The following is a 19,240-nucleotide window of genomic DNA, read 5'->3' as shown; positions in this document are numbered from 1 at the left end:
ACAGGAGAAATTGACCATGGCAAAAAGCTATCAAGCAGGTGTAAAGGAGTACCGTGAGACGTATTGGATGCCCGATTACACACCAAAAGATACGGACTTTCTGGCGTGTTTTAAGGTAATTGCACAAGATGGAGTGCCACGTGAAGAGGCGGCAGCAGCAGTTGCGGCAGAGTCTTCTACCGGTACTTGGACGACCGTGTGGACAGATCTGCTCACTGATCTTGAGTACTATAAAGGCCGCGCTTACGCTATCGAGGATGTTCCTGGTAATGACGAGGCGTTCTACGCATTCATTGCCTACCCAATTGACCTGTTCGAAGAGGGCTCTGTTGTCAATGTATTGACCTCTCTTGTTGGTAACGTATTTGGCTTTAAGGCAGTGCGTTCTTTGCGATTGGAAGATGTTCGTATTCCGGTCGCCTATGTAATGACCTGTGGTGGACCACCACACGGCATTCAGGTAGAGCGCGACATTATGAACAAATACGGTCGTCCAATGTTGGGGTGCACCATCAAGCCTAAGCTGGGTTTGTCAGCCAAAAACTACGGACGAGCAGTTTATGAGTGTCTTCGCGGTGGTCTCGATTTTACCAAGGATGATGAGAACGTTAACTCTCAACCGTTCATGCGCTGGAGACAACGATTTGATTTTGTCATGGAAGCCATTGAAAAAGCCGAAGCTGAAACGGGTGAGCGTAAAGGTCACTACCTGAACGTGACAGCGCCAACTCCGGAAGAGATGTATAAGCGTGCCGAGTATGCAAAAGAGATCGGCGCCCCGATCATTATGCACGATTATCTGACGGGTGGTTTTACCGCTAACACAGGTCTAGCAAATTGGTGTCGTGAAAATGGCATGTTGTTGCACATTCACCGTGCCATGCACGCTGTTCTAGACCGCAACCCTAATCACGGTATCCATTTCCGAGTGCTGACTAAGATGCTTCGTCTTTCCGGTGGTGACCATCTTCACTCTGGCACGGTGGTTGGTAAGTTGGAAGGTGACCGTGAGGCGACCTTGGGCTGGATCGATCTAATGCGTGACTCTTTTACAAAAGAGGATCGCAGTCGCGGCATTATGTTTGATCAAGACTGGGGATCTATGCCGGGTGTTATTCCGGTTGCCTCGGGCGGTATCCATGTTTGGCACATGCCTGCATTGGTTAACATTTTTGGTGATGACTCAGTTCTACAGTTTGGTGGTGGTACTTTGGGTCACCCGTGGGGTAATGCCGCAGGTGCAGCTGCGAACCGTGTGGCTCTTGAAGCCTGTGTTGAAGCGCGAAATCACGGTGCTGAACTTGAGAAAGATGGTAAACAAATCCTTCTCTCTGCAGCCGAGCACAGCCCTGAGCTAAAAGTTGCCATGGAAACCTGGAAAGAGATCAAGTTTGAATTCGATACGGTCGATAAGCTAGACGTCTCTCATAAATAAAGTAATGGGAGGGTTCCTTAGAGACCCTCCTTAATAAATTGAGCTCTTATTAGAGTTGAGGAATAGATGATGAGTGAAATGCAAGATTACGCATCAAGCCTGAGTGATGTGAATAGCCGTAAATTCGAGACATTCTCTTACCTGCCTGAGATGAATGCTGAACAAATTCGAAAGCAAGTTGAGTACATCGTGTCTAAAGGATGGAACCCGGCGATAGAGCATACAGAGCCAGAGAATGCGTTCGATCACTACTGGTACATGTGGAAGTTGCCACTGTTCGGTGAGACCGACGTTGATCGAGTTCTGAATGAGGCTGAAGCTTGCCACCAAGCCCACCCTAATAACCACGTTAGGTTGGTCGGTTATGACAACTATGCTCAGTCAAAAGGTGCTGAGATGGTGGTTTACCGAGGCAACCCAGTATAACGCTATAGATACCCCCTCTAATGAGGGGGTTTTGCTCTCAATGAATACAAAAGGTAAGAGTATGAGTGCAGTGAATACGGATCAATACATTATCAAGGACGAACCCTTTTATAAGGCGGTAGGCAATGAGGTCGATATGTATCAAGCCGCCTATGCAAGACGTATGCCGGTGATGCTCAAAGGGCCAACGGGATGCGGCAAATCAAGGTTTGTGGAGTATATGGCCTGGAAACTGAAGCGTCCTCTGATTACGGTTGCCTGTAACGAAGATATGACGGCCTCAGATCTGGTTGGACGTTTTTTGCTCGATAAGGACGGTACCCATTGGCAGGATGGTCCATTAGCGACAGCTGCCAGAATAGGGGCAATTTGTTACTTGGATGAGGTCGTTGAAGCAAGACAAGATACCACCGTTGTGATTCACCCCTTAACTGACCATCGCAGAACACTGCCTTTGGATAAAAAAGGGGAACTGATCGAGGCGCACCCTGATTTTCAATTGGTTATCTCTTATAACCCCGGTTATCAAAGCCTGATGAAAGATCTTAAACAATCCACTAAACAGCGATTTGGTGCGATGAACTTTGACTATCCGAAAGATTCTGATGAAGCTGAAATTGTAGATAAAGAGACAGGTGTGGGTCTTGATATCGCCAATAAATTGGTTCAAATAGCCCACCGTGCGAGGAATTTGAAAGGGCACGGCCTTGATGAAGGAATATCAACTCGTTTGCTTGTCTATGCTGGGCAGATGATCGCTGAAGGTGTAGATCCGTTGTCTGCGTGCAAAATGACGTTAGTAACACCATTGACCGATGATCCAGATATGCGAGAAACCCTAGATGCTGCAGTCAACACATTTTTTGTGAGCTAACAGGGGCAGCACCGATGAGTATCGACATGGACCAGTATCGTCAATCTCTTGAGAGCATCGCTCCAGAAATGAACGATGTTTTAGAGAGTCACTTTCATGAAGCCGCACGAGTGATGTCATCGCCTGCCTTACAAGACTATCTTGAGGGTGCACAGAGTTTGGCGAATCTAGGTCGTGGTAAAGAGCTCGTGATCGCGTTTATTGAATGCATGCCACAGGTCGTGAAAGAGTGTGGTGAGGATGTCATGAGTGACTGTATTCATGCAGCCATGAAACTCGCTTCGATGACCTCTGGTGAAGTCATTACTCTGTTATTGCAATCCCTGCCGATTGCTGCAAATCGTCTTGGTGATCCTGAATTGCTGAGAGGGTACCTTACTCTCATCCATCAATTGTCTGCTAAGGCAGCTCGCGGCCTTAGGCCGATGCTGAATCATATGGATGAGCTGCTATCAAAGCTGACGCTTTCAGGACTTCGACGTTGGGCTAACTTTGGGGCGGATGCTTATCGAAGAGATTTTGTTAATCTAGTCAGTTATTTCGAGCTCAAGACCGCTGATAGTCAAAAAATGCTGCAACAAGAGCGCAAGGGTACGCTGTTTATTGATGCGCAACGCAAATTAAATTTTTACTTAAGGGCTTTATGGGGAAGAGATTTTTTTCTTCGTCCCACCTCGGCAGATTACGAAGACTTTAAACCTTACATTGAACATCATGTTATGCATTTGCCAGATGCGGTTGATGATCTCAACCAGGTGGATGGCGTCTCGTTATATCGTGCTCAAGTGGCACACGCTGCTGCTCATATGAGTTATACGACTGACCGAATGGATGCTAGCGGCCTTAGTCAGGCGCAGATGTTCTTTATCGCATTGATCGAAGATGCCAGGGTTGAGTATTGTGCGATGCAAGACTTTCCTGGACTGCGTTCCACTTGGCAAGCGTTACTGTCAATTGAGCCGGAGGGCCGTGAGGAACACCCAACCTTACAGCGGTTGGGTCAGTTTGCATTGATGCTGATGGATGAAACAGTAAGATCAGACGACCCAGAGTTGAATGAATTATCGGCTAAGTTTCATCATGAAATTTCTGCTAAAAAAGACTCTTCTGAAATCAGCTTTCAGTTAGGACTGGCGCTTTTTGCTCTGTTTGATGACCGTAAAGAGGTGCCCAGTCTACGTATTCTGCAGTCCATGCGCACACCTTATCGTGATGATAATCGTTTTGTTTGGGAGTTTGAGCCTTTCAATCTAGCTGAGCATGGTCTGGAGTATATTCCCGCTTCGCAACGACAGTTAAGAAAGTATGTCAGTGCCGTCGAAATGGCGAATGAGGTGGACTGTGAGCTAGCGGGCGATGATGCCCAAGAAGTTTGGGTATGCGCGACAGAGTTCATGCCTTATGAGGATGCAGGTGAAGCGACCGAGTCTTTTAATGACCGCTGGGGTAAAGAGCCTATTTCAGATCCATACCACTATCAGGAGTGGGATTATCAGGTGCAGTTATACCGACCCGATTGGGCAACGGTGTACGAAAAAAGAGCTCAAAAAGGGGATCCAGAAACGATTGATCGGATCTTTCAAGAACATAAGCCGATAGTGCAGAAAATTAAACAGGTTGTTGATCTTCTCTCACCGGATGGCGTTCAAAGAGAGCGAAATATGGAAGATGGTGATGAGATTGATCTGAATGCGGCCATCGATGCGATGATTGCCATCAGAATGGGTGAACAACCCAACCCCAGAATCACAATGCGTAATGTTGTCAAAAATCGCGATCTTGCAGTGACTGTATTGTTGGACCTATCTGAGTCGACGAATGAGACCATGGAGGGATCTGATAAAAGTGTGCTTGAGTTGACGCGTGAAGCAGCGACGCTGGTTTCAAGCGCGATCAATGGCATCGGTGATCCTTTTTCGATACATGGATTCGCTTCTGATGGTCGACACGATGTTCAATACTTTAAATTTAAAGATTTTAATCAGAGCTTTAATGACGAAGCAAAAAGTCGTCTTGCAGGAATGACGGGAGGGCTGTCAACTCGTATGGGAGCAGCCATGCGACATGCTGGAAGTCTTTTGATGAAACAACCTGAACGCCGCAAGCTGCTCCTGTTGGTCACAGATGGGGAACCAGCTGATATCGATGAGCGTGATCCCCAACACCTTAGGCACGATACCAAGAAAGCTGTCGAAGAGCTGTACAGCCAAGGTGTTTTAACCTATTGCTTAACCTTAGACCCCAATGCTGATAGTTATGTTAAACGAATTTTTGGGGCCAATAACTATACGGTGGTCGATAACGTTGATCGTCTGCCAGAAAAGCTACCCAGCTTATTTGCCAGCCTGACCTGTTAGGAGTCGTTATGCAAAAATCAAAAACATACGTCGGCATTCACAATGACCTTTACGGAGGGATGACCGATACCGGAAAAATCATCAGGGATGCTTGGGCTTTTGGTTTGATTCCGGAAACGGAAAGTTGTGAGGGTTGGTTAGTGCAGGGGCTGGAGACACTCTGGCGTCAGGTCAATGATGAGTGGGAGAATTATGGATTTTCTGTCAGTCAGTTGCCAGATGAGATCCGAGTGCGTTACCTACATATTCAAGAACAAGCCATTGTTCATGCAAAATCAAAGGGGTGGGACGCGGATAGAGATTTGATGGCAGATTAACTTTTATTTAGTAAGCCTCGATGTAAAAGCATCGGGGCTTTTTTACGTCGGTTGTTAGTTAAGTGATTTCTTAATCCTAATATAACCTCATTTTAATTGCGCTTACTTAGCACACTGAATACTCTTAGTTAATAGAAAATAAACATAAGAATATAACTGAAGGTATTAAATGGCACTTAAAGCGTTAATTTTTGATGTCGACGGTACATTGGCAGACACCGAAATGGCGCATATGGCTGCTTTCAACTATGCCTTTGAAACAGCGGGCCTCACTTGGTTATGGGATTTAGAGACCTATACAGAGCTGCTTGAAGTCTCGGGCGGCAAAGAGCGAATTCGTCACTACTGGAACCAACGGCCTGATCGAGGTGTTCAAGTCAGCGAAGAGCGCATCGACTCAATCATTCCAGAGCTGCATGCCACTAAAACTGCTCGTTATGAAGAGATGGTTGCTTGCGGAGAGGTTGCGATGCGCCCTGGTGTTTTAGAGCTAATTAAAGCCGCGAAGTCTGCTGGTTTAAAGCTAGCCATCGCCACAACGACCAGTCCAGCCAATATAGAAGCACTGCTCTCTCACGCCATGGGCGATGACTGGCAGGAGACGTTCACCGTTGTCGAAAACGCAGAAACTGCTCCGAATAAAAAACCGGACCCCAGTGTCTACCTTCAAGCATTGGAGCGTCTTGGTGTCTCATCGGCAGAAGCTATCGCCATTGAAGATACCAACAATGGGTTAAGAGCCGCTAAAGGCGCCGAATTGGCTACTGTAATAACCCCTAATGAGTTTTCCAAGCACCATGATTTCACAGGGGCTGACTTAATTGTTCCTTCATTAAGCGATGTGAGTTTAGAGCAGTTGGCTCAACTGATCGCTTAAGGATACCGATTTTTAAAAATAATAAGAGGCAACTGATATGCCATTTAGAACCAATAGAACGACCTTAACTCAATACCTCATTGAGGAGCGTCGTCGTTACCCAAGCGCCAGCGGTGATTTTAACGCCTTGATTTTGGATGTTGCGATGGCCTGTAAGCAGATCGCGAAAGCTGTCGCTTATGGCGAGTTAGCGGGCCTGCATGGTGAGCACAATGAAGATGCTGGTGGCAGTATCAATGTCCAGGGTGAGGCTCAGAAGAAACTGGATGTGCTCAGTAATGACATCTTCATCAAAACGACCGAGTGGGGCGGACATCTTCTCGGCATGGCCTCGGAAGAGATGGATGAGGCGCTGGATATCCCAGAGGGGAATCCGAAAGGTCGCTATCTGATTGTATTTGATCCACTCGATGGCTCATCGAACATTGATGTGAACGTCTCGGTGGGCAGTATTTTCTCGATTCTTCGTGCACCGGATGATGCAACAGCGCCTATTCAAGAAGAGGTATTTCTTCAGCCCGGATCACAACAGGTAGCGGCGGGATACGCGCTTTATGGTCCCTCGACCATGCTGATTCTTACGGTGGGTAACGGTGTAGTTGGTTTTACTCTGGATCCCGCTTTAGGTGAGTTTATGTTGACTCACCCCAGCATCACCATTCCTGAGGAGACTCAAGAGTTCGCGATCAATACCTCTAATAGCCGTTTCTGGGAAGCGCCCGTTAAACGTTACGTAGATGAGTGTCTTGCGGGATCGACGGGTCCGCGCGGTAAAGACTTCAACATGCGTTGGATCGCTTCGATGGTAGCGGAGGCGCACCGTATCCTAATGCGTGGTGGTGTCTTCATGTATCCACGTGACACCAAAGATCCAAGCAAAGCCGGTAAGTTACGACTGCTCTATGAGGCAAATCCTGTCGGTATGATTATCGAGCAGGCCGGTGGTCGTGCCAGTACAGGCAGCTACCCAATGCTGGATGTGAAACCGACTGAGCTTCACCAACGCATAGGTTTGGTGTTTGGTTCTAAAAACGAGGTCGAGCGCATTGAGCGTTACCACAACGAACCGATCGAAGAGAAAGGCGAAGATATGCCGCTCTTTGCTGAACGCAGTCTATTCCGCGATTAAGTTACTGGACCTGGAGAAACATTATGTCAGAACGTCACCCAATTATTGCGATTACCGGCTCATCAGGTGCAGGTACTTCAACCGTTACTCGCACATTCTCAAACATCTTTCGTCGTGAAAATGTTAAAGCCGCGATTGTCGAAGGCGATAGCTTCCACCGTTACGATCGTACCGAAATGAAAAAGCAGTTGGCGCAAGCCGATGCAGCGGGCAATAAACATCTCAGCCACTTTGGTCCAGAGAACAACCTGTTTGATGAGCTCGAAGGCCTGTTTAAAAGCTACTCTGAGACGGGTACCGGTAAAAAACGCTTCTACCTGCACAACCAAGATGAGGCTGAGCCTTACGGACAAGAGCCAGGCACCTTCACACCTTGGGAAGAGATCGATAAAGATACCGATATCCTTTTCTATGAAGGCCTGCACGGCGCGGTGAAAACTGAGCAGAACGATATAGCCCAATACCCAGATCTACGTATCGGTGTGGTTCCCGTCATCAACCTTGAGTGGACGCAGAAGCTTTGGCGCGATAAGAACCAGCGTGGTTACAGTGCTGAAGCGGTAACGGATACGATTCTGCGCCGCATGCCTGATTACATTCACTACATCTGCCCTCAATTTGAACATACGCATGTGAATTTCCAACGCGTACCGATGGTCGACACCTCTAACCCTTTCATCGCTCGGGACATCCCTTCTGCCGATGAGAGCATGGTGATTATCCGCTTTGCTAACCCTAAGGGGATCGACTTCCAGTATCTCTTGAACATGATTGGCAATAGCTTCATGTCACGTGCCAATACCATTGTTGTCCCTGGGGGCAAGATGGAGCTGGCAATGCAGTTGATCTTCACACCCTTTGTATGGCGCATGATGGAACGTCGTAATCGCGCCTTGGGTCGTGGTTAAGGCCGTCGCTAATTAGGAGCAACAGATGAACAGAACAGCACCGAATGCCGCTATGGCAAATGAGATGGCCAATGCGATTCGCTTTCTAGCGATCGATGCCGTCGAAGCCGCAAAATCGGGACACCCAGGTGCACCGATGGGTATGGCAGAAATTGCAGAGGTTCTTTGGAACCGTCACTTGAAACACAGTCCAGCCAATCCACACTGGCCAGATCGCGACCGTTTTGTTCTCTCTAATGGTCACGGTTCAATGTTGATCTATGCACTGCTGCATTTAACGGGATACGATCTTCCAATCGATGAACTTAAACAGTTCCGCCAACTGCACTCTAAGACACCAGGTCACCCTGAAGTGGGCGTTACAGCGGGTGTGGAGACTACGACGGGTCCATTAGGCCAGGGTATCTCGAATGCTGTCGGTTTGGCACTTGCCGAGAAGATGTTGGCGGCAGAGTTTAATGAATCAGGGCACACTATAGTGGACCATTTCACCTACTGTTTCTTGGGTGATGGCTGCATGATGGAGGGGATCAGTCACGAGGTCTGCTCACTGGCTGGGACCCTAAGAACGTCTAAGCTCATCGCGATCTACGACGACAACGGTATCTCGATTGATGGCCACGTCGAAGGGTGGTTTGCTGATGATACGCCGGCACGTTTTGAAGCTTATGGCTGGAATGTGATTCGTGATGTAAACGGTCATGATGCGTCAGCTGTCGATGCAGCGATTCGTGCAGCCAAAGCTCAAGCGGTCTTAGCTGATGGCAAACCGACACTGATCTGTACTAAAACCGAGATAGGTAAAGGGTCGCCCAATAAGGTCGGTACACACGACGTTCATGGTGCCGCACTGGGTGCTGACGAGGTCGCTGCGACACGCGCTGCACTGAATTGGAATCATGCGCCATTTGAGATTCCTAGCGACGTGAAGAGCGCTTGGGACTGCACCGATTCAGGCAGAGCAGAAGAGGCGGAATGGGATATTCGTTTTGCTGAGTACGCTAAAGCATTCCCAGAAAAAGCCGCAGAATTCAGACGTCGTATGATCGGTGAATTGAGCGATGAGTATCAATCTAAGATTGCCGATGTCATGGCTCAGATTGCTGCAGCAGAAGGGGACGTAGCGACTCGTAAAGCGAGTCAAAATGCACTAGATGCTATCGCACCTCTTGTTCCAGAGTTTTTTGGCGGCAGTGCTGATTTGACCGGTTCGAACCTGACTAACTTCAAAACAGCCACCTATGCAGGCCGAGATACTTGGGGTAACCACCTCTCTTACGGTGTTCGTGAGTTTGGTATGGCTGCGATTATGAATGGTATGGCACTGCATGGTGGCTACCTACCTTATGGTGGTACCTTCCTCACGTTTAGCGATTACTCTCGTAATGCGATTCGAATGGCTGCACTGATGAAACAGCGTGTGGTTCATGTCTTTACTCATGACTCCATTGGTCTGGGTGAAGATGGCCCAACACACCAAAGTATCGAGCACGTTCCAAGCTTGCGCATCATCCCAGGCCTTGATGTCTGGCGTCCTTGTGATGCCCTTGAAACGGCAACGGCCTGGGCGCACTCGGTTGAGCGACAGGATGGTCCCTCTGCTCTAGCGCTGTCACGACAGGGGATGCCTAAATTACTGAAGGCGGCCTCTGATGCAGATAAGGTTCGCAAAGGTGGCTACATCCTCTCTGATATGGCCAGTCCACAAGCGGTGATCATGGCAACCGGTTCTGAAGTGCAATTGGCGTTGCAGGCTCAAGAGACTCTAGCGGCTGAGGGTATCTCAACTCGCGTTGTCTCAATGCCTTGTACCAATCTGTTTGATCGCCAATCTGAAGATTACCAAGAGCAGACGATTCCATCGGATCTTCCGGCTGTTGCAGTGGAAGCTGCGCATACCGATTTCTGGCGCAAATATGTGGGCAGAAAAGGCGGTGTTGTAGGTATCGACAGCTTTGGTGATTCAGCACCGGCTCCTGTTCTCTATGAGTACTTCGGCATTACTGCTAACGCAGTTGCTGATGCTGTTCGCCAGCGAGTTTAGGGGTAACAGAAATGTATAAAGCGATGTTATTTGATCTTGACGGTACCTTAGTCGAGACGGCGCCGGAGATCTATGATGCCACCAATGCCACTTTAGAAGAGTGTGGTTATGCAAGGGTGACTCAAGAACAGGTCAACTCGTGGATAGGGCACGGCACACGTGCGCTGTTGATTAAAGCCCTGGCTTACATCCACAACCAATCCATTGAAGAGATTGAGTCTGGACCTATTTTGGCAGGCGCACTACCTGTCTTTGATAAGCACTATCAACGCTGCTGCGGTACCACCAGTTACCTCTATCCACATGTTTTAGAGGTGGTTAAAAAGCTTGGGTCTGAAGGGGTCAAGTTGGCAGTGGTTACCAATAAAGAGAGCCGATACACCGATCGTGTGTTAGCGGCTCACTGCTTAACGGAACTCTTCGATATTGTAGTCAGCGGCGACAGTTTTCCAGTGAAGAAGCCTGACCCAACGTCAATTTTAGACTGCCTTGAGCAGTGGCAAATCTCAGCAGAGGATGCACTGTTTGTGGGTGACTCCTCGATCGATGCGGCCACGGCGCGTAATGCAGGCATTGATGTTTGGTTACTTCCTTACGGTTACAACATGGGTGAACCGATTGAGTCGGCTAACCCCGATCGCGTCATTCAAGACTTTTCAGAGTTGGTGGATTAACCCATCAATTCAATAACTTAATCGACTCTTCGGAGGTAAATAATGGCACTTGTATCCCTACGTCAGGTACTTGATCACGCCGCAGAGAATAGCTACGGTGTTCCTGCGTTTAACGTTAACAACCTTGAGCAGGTGCAAGCGATCATGCAAGCAGCGCAGGCAACAGACAGTCCTGTGATTCTGCAGACATCTGCTGGCGCTCGCACCTACGCCGGTGAGGCTTATCTTCGCCATCTCATTTTGGCGGCTATCGAGACACACCCGGATCTTCCGGTTGTCCTGCATCAGGATCACGGTGCATCACCTGCAGTCTGTATGCAGTCGATCCGCTCTGGTTTCTCCAGTGTCATGATGGATGGTTCGTTGATGAGCGATGGTAAAACGCCATCCACCTACGAATACAACGTCGATGTCACTCGACAAGTCTGTGAAATGGCGCATGTTGTCGGTGTATCGGTTGAAGGTGAACTGGGCTGTCTTGGTTCGCTAGAGACAGGCGAAGCCGGTGAAGAGGATGGTCAGGGTGCTGAGGGTATTTTGAGCCATGATCAAATGCTGACCGACCCTGATGAAGCTAAAGACTTTGTTGAGAAAACTGGCGTCGATGCCCTAGCAATTGCGATTGGTACCAGCCACGGTGCGTACAAATTTACACGCCCACCGACGGGCGATATTCTCGCAATTGATCGTGTCGCGGCGATTCATAAAGCAATCCCGAACACCCATCTGGTGATGCACGGTAGTTCCAGCGTGCCACAGGAGTGGTTAGCGATCATTCGTGAGTTTGGTGGCGAGTTGAAACCGACCTACGGTGTCCCTGTAGAGGAGATCGTTAAAGGGATTCAAAACGGTGTTCGTAAGGTCAATATTGATACCGACATTCGCTTGGCAATGACCGGTGCTATGCGCCGTATGATGGCCGAGAAGAAGAGCGAGTTTGACCCACGTAAATTCCTAGCCGCTGCCCGTGATGCAGCCTCAGGTATCGTCAAAGATCGTTTCGAAGCCTTCGGCTGTGCCGGACAGGGCAGTAAGATCAAACCGATCTCAATGGATGACATGGCGGGTCGATACTAATCGATCCAAGATCCATTCAAAAAGTTGGAGCGGTCTTGAAAAGGCCGCGATCTCTCTTAAGATCAAGAGCATTTCTATCCGACTGGCGTCGGCTAGCCTTCTTCTGTCTTCAGCAATGGTGCCGGTGACAGGCTCTCAGCCTGTCATCCGCCGTGAGAATTTAATGCCTATCTGGAAAACACCGAAAAAACAGATGACAGGCTGAAGCCAGTCACTGTTGCTTTCAGATAAACTCTAATGAATACCAATCGCGGCCTTTACAAGACCGCTCCAACAATCACTCAACGCCAAACGCAACCATCTCAGCCTCTGCACAGAGCCTTTCATTGGCGGATAAGGTCAACTTAACTCGCACTTTACGCCCCTCGATGGATAGCAGCTCGCCATGCAGCTCTAACTCTACGCCCATTGGAGTGGGGGCGATGTATTTAATATTTAATTGCCCTGTAACGTGGCGTTGAATCTTTGCATCTTTTTCGAGTGTTTCATGCTTCTGAAGGTAGCTGAAAGCGGCCGCGGATGCAGTGCCGTGGCAGTCGAGTAGGGAAGCGACCGCGCCGCCGTAGAGGTGTCCAGGAACACCACCACTGTACTGAGGCTCTGGCGTGAAGTGAGCTAGAGTTGTGTCACCTGTTACATAACTTTTCAGGTGCCATCCATCCGCGTTTGATCGACCACAGCCAAAACAGTGGCTATGGCTCTCTGGATAGAGATCTTGAATGGCTTGGTTCATTGAGACTCCTTCTCACATCTTTGAATAGAGAATAGCAATTATCTTATCTAGGTTGATACATACTGATGGATAAGTTGTGCTCTAATAAGCCATCCCCGATGTAAGAGAGTTATTATGAAGCTTTTCCAATATGATCATTGTCCATTCTGTGTTCGTGCTGACATGGTCGCTAAATACAAACAGGTTAATTTTGAGTCGATTTACCTGCTGAATGACGATGCCGACAGCTGTATTGAGCGTGTTGGCAATAAAATGGTGCCGATATTAGAGATTGATGGCCAATCTATGGGGGAGAGTCTTGATATCGCTCATAAGTTGGATGAGTTAGGCAGTGCTGATCAGGTAATTGTCGAAGGTGGTGATTCTGATCGTTTCACACAACCACTGATGTCAGTTAATCGCGCGATTTTCTCACTGCTTTTTCCTCGCAATGTACAGATCGGTTTGCCTGAGTTTGAAACTCAATCGGCAATTGATTTTTATCGCGTAAACAAGGAAGCAATGATTGAATGCAGTTTTGAGCAAGCTCTGGACAATACAGCTGAACACCAAGCCCTTGTAGAGCAGGTTTTAAATGATTTGCCTAAGCTGATTAAGCCTTCGGATAGAGGTGGGCAGCTTAGCTGGGATGACGTTATGATTTTTCCAATGTTGCGCAACTTAACCGTAATCAAAGATCTTCAGATGCCCACGCATGTTGTAGATTACATCAATGAAGTAGCAAAACTGACCAATGTTGAGCTCTACACAGACCGAGCCATCTAAGGGAAGAAAAAAGAAGAGAGGGGAAAGGGCTTCACCCTCTCAAAGGGGTGTTTACAACAGCTGGGTTCATAATAGTGTGCAAAGCTGACATTTAGCTGATGGCTAAAATTTTTCACAAGGACGTTAGATGACACAGTTTGCGCGTTACTATCAGCGTTATTCACAAGCTCGACTAAAAGCACTGATTATCCTCAGTCTAGCGATTCTGCAGTTTCCTTTAGCCGTGTCGGCATCTCTGGTCGCACTACCTGCCATTGCTCAAGACCTTCAAGTCAATGCGGTATTGATCAGTTGGATACCGGCCATCTTCCTTCTGGTGAGTTTGATCTCCCAACTGCCAGGCGGTCGTCTATCGGATCTCATTGGTCTTAAAAAGGCTTTTCTCATCAGTTGTGGTCTTTTTGCGTTGGGTGGCGCCATGGCGGCTTTTGCGCCCAATATTGAAATACTGTTAGCAGGGCGTGTGGTACAGGGGGCTGCCGGGGCTATCCTAGCCAGCGCGGGTATGGCCATGATCTCCCGTATCTACGCAGCAGGTGGACGAGGGGCCGCTTTGGGTTGGATGACATCAGCCGTCTATCTCGGCATGACTGCAGGCCCGCTAATAGGTGGCTGGTTGGTCGATCTGTTTGGCTGGCGATCTGTGTTTATGTTGCCGGTACCGATATTACTAGGGGTCATTTTATCGATTCGACTGTTTATTCCGGGTGAATGGAAAAGCAGTGAAAAGCATAAGATCGACTGGGTCGGTACAGCCATTTTCTCAGCCGCCATTGCAGCTCTCTATTTTGGCAGTACTCGCCTGATTGAACTCAACGGTTGGTTGCTTGCACTCTTAGGAGTAGGTCTGGGTTATCTCTTCATCAAATGGTCTGGCAAACAGGCATTTCCACTGGTGAGAATCGACTTGATGATGAAGAATAAAACCTTCATCAACTCTGCAACCGCGGCCATGTTTATGTACGCCAGCCAGTACGGCATTGTCCTGATTTTGTCACTTTATCTGCAATACAACCGCCAACTGTCGCCAACGGATACTGGGCAGCTGATGATGCTTCAAGCGTTGATGATGACTATCATCGCGCCTCTGGCAGGACGCGTCTCTGATCGAATAGGGCACCGTCTACTGGCGACGGGAGGAAGTTTGTCCATAGCCCTTGGCTTACTGGCGTTAGCGTTGATGAATCACGAGACACCACTTTGGGTGATCGGGCTCTGTATAATGGTGATTGGAACGGGCCATGGCATGTTCTCTACCCCAAACAACTCCGCCGCACTGGCAACACTCCCTGCAGAGCGAATGGGTATAGGCTCAGCCATCCTCAGTCTATCGAGACAGAGTGGCCAGTTGATCGGAATGGCGGTGATTACCCTGTTACTAGGACTCTACTTTGCTGGCGCCGCAATAGGGGAGTCTGATCCACAGCTTCTCGAAAGTGTCACAACCAATGCCCTGACAGTATCGCTGTTAACCGCACTGCTAGCGGCTTGGTTCTCGTGGAGAAAGGTTTAAATTGAAGCGGGTGACAGGCTAAAGCCTGTCATCCGGTCGTGAACTTACCGACTCTCTGGAAAACTCTGAAAGAGTGGATGTCAGGCTAAAGCCAGACACCGGTGCTAATAGCTAAATTCATATGAGCACCCATCGCGGCCTTTTCAAGACCGCTCCAACAGTGCCAGATTCGAATCTTGTGCCGATTTGTCCCCGTCCGACTGAGAACGAGCACGGTGCTCTTTTTCGTTAAGACGTTGAAAGGATCGAGTCCCGGATGGGCGAGAGTTTCAGCGCCTGCACGGAGCAGGCTCTGAAATGTGCCTTTCGATGTTAGAAAAAGAGTATCGCGCGCAGTGTGCCGAAGGCCGAAGGAGCGGGGTGTGTTTTCTTGCTTCTTCTTTGCTCATACAAAGAAGAAGGCTAGCCGACGCCAGTCGGATAGAAACGCTTTTGATCTTATTGAAAATTATCCAGCCCTTTTAGAATCAACATTCACGTGTGCCTAGCCACGCTTTATGTTACTGTGCGCGCCTTAACATTTTGAGTGTCCTCATGTCTTTCGAATCTCTTGGCCTTTCGGCTCCTCTTACCCGTGCAATAGCTGAAAAGGGCTATTCAGAAGCGACTCCTATTCAACGCGAAGGCATTCCTGCCGTGATGTCCGGTAAGGACGTTATGGCGGCTGCGCAAACGGGAACGGGTAAAACGGCTAGCTTTATTCTGCCTCTGCTCGAGAGATTGCAATCTGGCCCTAAGGTAAAAAGCAACAATGTTCGTTCATTAGTGCTGACACCGACTCGTGAACTGGCGGCTCAGATCCAAGACAATGCTGAGTTCTATGGCAAATACACCGACCTCAAGAGCAATGTGGTTTTTGGTGGGGTTAAGATCAACCCACAGATGCAAAAGCTTCGCTCTGGCACGGACATATTGATCGCGACACCGGGTCGTCTTTTAGATCTCTACTCGCAGAATGCAGTTCGTTTTGATCAGCTAGAAGTGCTGGTATTGGATGAAGCTGATCGCATGCTCGACATGGGCTTTATTCGTGACATTCGTAAGATCCTTAACTTGCTGCCTAAGCAGCGTCAGAACCTAATGTTCTCTGCGACCTTCTCCCCAGAGATCAAAGAGCTGGCTCACGACATCGTCAACAACCCAGTAGAGGTCTCGGTATCACCAGAAAATGCGACCGCTCACACCGTTGAGCAGTGGGTCATTGGGGTTGATAAGAAGAGCAAGACAGCGGCTCTCATCGATTTGATCAAGACCAACAACTGGTTTCAGGTACTGGTCTTCAGCCGAACTAAGCATGGTGCAAACCGTCTAGTCGTTCAGCTGGATAAGGCGGGTATTACTGCAGCGGCTATCCATGGCAATAAGAGTCAGGGTGCTCGCACGCGTGCATTGCAGGCCTTTAAACAGGGCGATATTCAGATCCTTGTAGCTACCGACATTGCGGCACGCGGTATCGATATCAAAGAGCTGCCTCACGTGATTAACTTTGATCTTCCCAACGTGGCAGAAGATTATGTACACCGTATCGGCCGTACCGGTCGTGCCGGCAGTGTGGGTCAGGCGGTATCACTGGTCTCAATTGATGAGTTTGATCAGCTTCGAGCGATCGAGCGCTTGACGCAGAAACTTCTGGAACGTCGCGACTTGAAGGGATTTGCGCCGAACAACCCACTGCCAGAATCTAAGCTACAACCGCCGTTGAAGCCGAAAAAACCTAAAAAGCCAAAGCAGAAAGCGGAGGGTGCATCAGCACAACCAGCACCGCGTCAAAATCAGCCAAGGCGCAATAGACCGGCTGATGGTACACCCAAACGTAAACCTCGCCGTTTTGGTGGCAATCGCAAAAAGCCAGTCAACCGCGATCTGTAATCTGTTTTAATCGACAGGTTATCCGGTCATCCGCTTTGAGAAGTGTTTCGTATCTTATTACATGAAAGAGACACTCTACTACGACGGAAAATGTTCGCTCTGTGTTGCCGAGATGGATAAGTTGGCAGTCATTAAGGGCGAACAGTTAGAACTCCAAGATATCCATGAGTTATCGGATCAACTGACAGAAGAGGAGCGTATTAACATGCTTAAGGTTCTTCATCTGCAGCGTGGTGACCAGTGGGTAACTGGAATCGATGCGAACATAGCCGCTTGGCAGCATACCCGCTGGGGCTGGATTTGGCGCATCCTTGGTTGGCCAATCATCAAGCCCATAGTCAATCTGGCTTATAAGCGCTGGGCACGTTGGCGATACGATCGACTCTATACTAAATAAAGATGCTTGATTAGACTGTCGACATTCTCACACTTTATAGGTCATCAGCGTGTTTATTGAACTTACCGATCTCTTTCTCCTGACTCTAGTCGCTGGTGTTATCTATGTTTGGTACAAAGGCCTAGCCGTTAGAGAGCGCGCACTGAAAGCGGTTGAGAGTTACTGCAACAAGTTGAATCTGCAGTTGTTGGACCAAAACGTATCTCTGCGTGCGCTTTGGTTAAAACGAGATGATAGAGGTCGCTTGGCACCCTGGCGTCGATATCAGTTTGAGTTCACCACGACCGGCGATCAGCGCTACCGTGGCCAAGTGGTTCTGCTTGGCAATCGTCTAGAGAGTATTACCTCAGAGGCTCATAAGTTTGAGGATTAGCCATGTCTAAGCTCAATTTCGATAACAGCTATGCCCGTTTACCCTCTCACTGGTATCAGTCGGTCTCTGTCACTCCGTTAAAGAACACTCATTTAATCAGCTTCAATGCACCACTGGCTCAAGCATTAGGGCTAAATCCCTGTGAATGGGCGCCCAGTCAGCTGGTGGAAACTTTCACCACTGAGCAGGGCCCAGAGGGTGCTGAACCCTTGGCCATGAAATACACTGGACACCAGTTCGGTGTCTATAACCCAGATCTCGGTGATGGGCGTGGTATCTTGCTCGGCGAGCATCTAGACCCTGCTGGCAATCGATGGGATCTCCACCTTAAAGGGGCGGGTAAAACCGCCTATTCGCGCTTTGCTGATGGCAAAGCGGTACTTCGCTCCAGTATTCGTGAGTACCTTGTCAGTGAGGCGATGTTTGGTCTGGGTATTCCCACCACACGTGCGCTGGCTATTTTTGGCAGTGAGGAGTTTACCCTACGAAATGGGGCAGAGCCCTGTGCTCAAGTGCTTAGGGTGACACCCTGTCACATACGTTTTGGCCACTTTGAGTACTTCTACTATTCTGGTCAGCATGAGGACCTGAAACAGCTTGCCGATTACGTGATCGATCGTTACTACCCTGACGCGAAACAGGCCGAAAATCCTTACCTGTTCATGTATCAACAGGTGGTTGAGCGCAGTGCCTACCTGGTTGCACAGTGGCAGAGTTACGGGTTTGTTCATGCCGTCATGAACACCGACAATATGTCGATCATAGGAGAGACCTTTGACTATGGTCCGTTTACCTTTATGGATCGATATGAGCCGGACCACATCGCTAATAAAAACGATGACAGAGGTCGATACGCGTTCAGTAATCAACCGAGCATCATGCAGTGGAATCTTGCGGCCTTAGCTCAGGCGTTAATCCCTCTGATAGATAAATCCGACTTGGAGGCTCAACTCGAGAGATTCTCAACGCTCTATTTTGATGCCTATTACACAAAGCTCTCTCAGCGATTGGCACTACCGAATCCAGGGGTCACCCACAAAGCACTAATTGATGAGATGCTCACGTTGTTAGAAAAACAGCAGGGTGATCTCAATCGTTTTATTCTGGCTTTAACAAATCTAGAAAAGGGCGACGCTTTGGGTGCCGAAGTAGAGAGCCCCGAATCCTATTCAGAGTGGTTAAGCCGATTCTATGCAGTACGTCACTCAGAAGATGAGCAACTAAGATCACGTCTGGATTACGCAAAAACCTTAAACCCTGTCTATATTTTACGTAACTACATGTGTGAAGAGGCGATTCGCGACGCTCACCAAGGTGACTATCAACGCGTGAATCATCTGCTTGCCATGGTTCGTGAACCAACTAAGTACTATGCGCCACTGGCAGACTATGCAGATGCTCCACCGAAATGGGCAGAGGGGATTTTCTTAACCTGCTCGTCATAGCGACCTCAAGCGCACAGTACTTCTAAT

Annotated in this window: 18 protein-coding genes; 17 read left to right on the top strand and 1 reads right to left on the bottom strand. The window is 48.7% G+C overall.

Translation table 11 applies throughout. The features are described from left to right. The first annotated feature begins 16 nt into the window (after window positions 1-16). The 11 genes from XMD530_RS04325 to fba all read left to right on the top strand — a co-directional run bounded on the left by XMD530_RS04325 (window position 17) and on the right by fba (window position 12,118). Entirely contained in the window at window positions 17-1,435 is a 1,419-nt protein-coding gene (locus tag XMD530_RS04325) for a form I ribulose bisphosphate carboxylase large subunit (protein WP_173481521.1), read from the top strand. Window positions 1,436-1,501: 66 nt separating this feature from the next. Beyond that, window positions 1,502-1,861 (top strand): ribulose bisphosphate carboxylase small subunit, encoded by a 360-nt coding sequence (locus XMD530_RS04320; protein ID WP_217364159.1) that lies wholly within the window; start codon window positions 1,502-1,504, stop codon window positions 1,859-1,861. 61 nt (window positions 1,862-1,922) lie between these two features. Continuing rightward, window positions 1,923-2,735 carry a CbbQ/NirQ/NorQ/GpvN family protein gene (locus XMD530_RS04315; protein WP_173481519.1) on the top strand — a complete coding sequence of 271 codons (813 nt, stop codon included), beginning with the start codon at window positions 1,923-1,925 and terminating at the stop codon, window positions 2,733-2,735. 14 nt (window positions 2,736-2,749) lie between these two features. Continuing rightward, window positions 2,750-5,092, top strand: a complete 2,343-nt coding sequence (locus XMD530_RS04310) for a nitric oxide reductase activation protein NorD (RefSeq protein ID WP_173506796.1) — start codon at window positions 2,750-2,752, stop codon at window positions 5,090-5,092. Window positions 5,093-5,100: 8 nt separating this feature from the next. Further along, a complete protein-coding gene (locus tag XMD530_RS04305) occupies window positions 5,101-5,409 on the top strand; it encodes a hypothetical protein (protein ID WP_173481517.1) in 309 nt (102 codons plus the stop codon). A 169-nt stretch (window positions 5,410-5,578) separates the two neighbouring features. Further along, window positions 5,579-6,286 (top strand): HAD-IA family hydrolase, encoded by a 708-nt coding sequence (locus tag XMD530_RS04300; protein ID WP_173483143.1) that lies wholly within the window; start codon window positions 5,579-5,581, stop codon window positions 6,284-6,286. 37 nt (window positions 6,287-6,323) lie between these two features. Continuing rightward, complete coding sequence (locus XMD530_RS04295; RefSeq protein ID WP_173483142.1) at window positions 6,324-7,415, top strand: class 1 fructose-bisphosphatase; 1,092 nt, start codon at window positions 6,324-6,326, stop codon at window positions 7,413-7,415. Between the two features lie 23 nt (window positions 7,416-7,438). Then, window positions 7,439-8,323 (top strand): phosphoribulokinase, encoded by an 885-nt coding sequence (locus XMD530_RS04290; protein ID WP_173483141.1) that lies wholly within the window; start codon window positions 7,439-7,441, stop codon window positions 8,321-8,323. A gap of 25 nt (window positions 8,324-8,348) precedes the next feature. After that, window positions 8,349-10,367, top strand: a complete 2,019-nt coding sequence (tkt, locus tag XMD530_RS04285; RefSeq protein ID WP_173494375.1) for a transketolase — start codon at window positions 8,349-8,351, stop codon at window positions 10,365-10,367. A gap of 11 nt (window positions 10,368-10,378) precedes the next feature. Then, the gene (locus XMD530_RS04280) at window positions 10,379-11,041 is read left to right on the top strand and encodes an HAD family hydrolase (protein ID WP_173506795.1); all 663 of its coding nucleotides are present in this window, start codon (window positions 10,379-10,381) and stop codon (window positions 11,039-11,041) included. 42 nt (window positions 11,042-11,083) lie between these two features. After that, window positions 11,084-12,118 carry a class II fructose-bisphosphate aldolase gene (gene fba, locus XMD530_RS04275; RefSeq protein ID WP_173481511.1) on the top strand — a complete coding sequence of 345 codons (1,035 nt, stop codon included), beginning with the start codon at window positions 11,084-11,086 and terminating at the stop codon, window positions 12,116-12,118. Between the two features lie 277 nt (window positions 12,119-12,395). On the opposite strand, the gene XMD530_RS04270 is transcribed toward fba, so the two are convergent. Then, window positions 12,396-12,851 carry a PaaI family thioesterase gene (locus XMD530_RS04270; RefSeq protein WP_173506794.1) on the bottom strand — a complete coding sequence of 152 codons (456 nt, stop codon included), beginning with the start codon at window positions 12,849-12,851 and terminating at the stop codon, window positions 12,396-12,398. Window positions 12,852-12,965: 114 nt separating this feature from the next. On the opposite strand from XMD530_RS04270, the gene grxB reads away from it, so the two are divergent. The 6 genes from grxB to XMD530_RS04240 all read left to right on the top strand — a co-directional run bounded on the left by grxB (window position 12,966) and on the right by XMD530_RS04240 (window position 19,213). After that, window positions 12,966-13,616, top strand: coding sequence for a glutaredoxin 2 (gene grxB, locus XMD530_RS04265; protein ID WP_173506793.1), 651 nt, complete (start codon window positions 12,966-12,968; stop codon window positions 13,614-13,616). Between the two features lie 127 nt (window positions 13,617-13,743). Beyond that, on the top strand, window positions 13,744-15,129 hold the full coding sequence (locus XMD530_RS04260) for an MFS transporter (protein WP_173495424.1): 1,386 nt from the start codon (window positions 13,744-13,746) through the stop codon (window positions 15,127-15,129). A 534-nt stretch (window positions 15,130-15,663) separates the two neighbouring features. Beyond that, window positions 15,664-16,998 (top strand): DEAD/DEAH box helicase, encoded by a 1,335-nt coding sequence (locus XMD530_RS04255; RefSeq protein WP_173481507.1) that lies wholly within the window; start codon window positions 15,664-15,666, stop codon window positions 16,996-16,998. Window positions 16,999-17,059: 61 nt separating this feature from the next. Further along, window positions 17,060-17,395 carry a thiol-disulfide oxidoreductase DCC family protein gene (locus XMD530_RS04250; RefSeq protein ID WP_173484252.1) on the top strand — a complete coding sequence of 112 codons (336 nt, stop codon included), beginning with the start codon at window positions 17,060-17,062 and terminating at the stop codon, window positions 17,393-17,395. A gap of 49 nt (window positions 17,396-17,444) precedes the next feature. Then, window positions 17,445-17,768, top strand: a complete 324-nt coding sequence (locus XMD530_RS04245) for a DUF3301 domain-containing protein (protein ID WP_173484251.1) — start codon at window positions 17,445-17,447, stop codon at window positions 17,766-17,768. A 2-nt stretch (window positions 17,769-17,770) separates the two neighbouring features. Further along, complete coding sequence (locus XMD530_RS04240; protein WP_173484250.1) at window positions 17,771-19,213, top strand: YdiU family protein; 1,443 nt, start codon at window positions 17,771-17,773, stop codon at window positions 19,211-19,213. The last annotated feature ends 27 nt before the right edge of the window (window positions 19,214-19,240 follow it).

The sequence above is a fragment of the Marinobacterium sp. xm-d-530 genome, from assembly GCF_013283365.1.
GTDB lineage: Bacteria > Pseudomonadota > Gammaproteobacteria > Pseudomonadales > Balneatricaceae > Marinobacterium_E.
The sequence above is the reverse complement of the archived record's forward strand: the minus strand, read 5'-3'. Positions and strand labels throughout refer to the sequence as shown.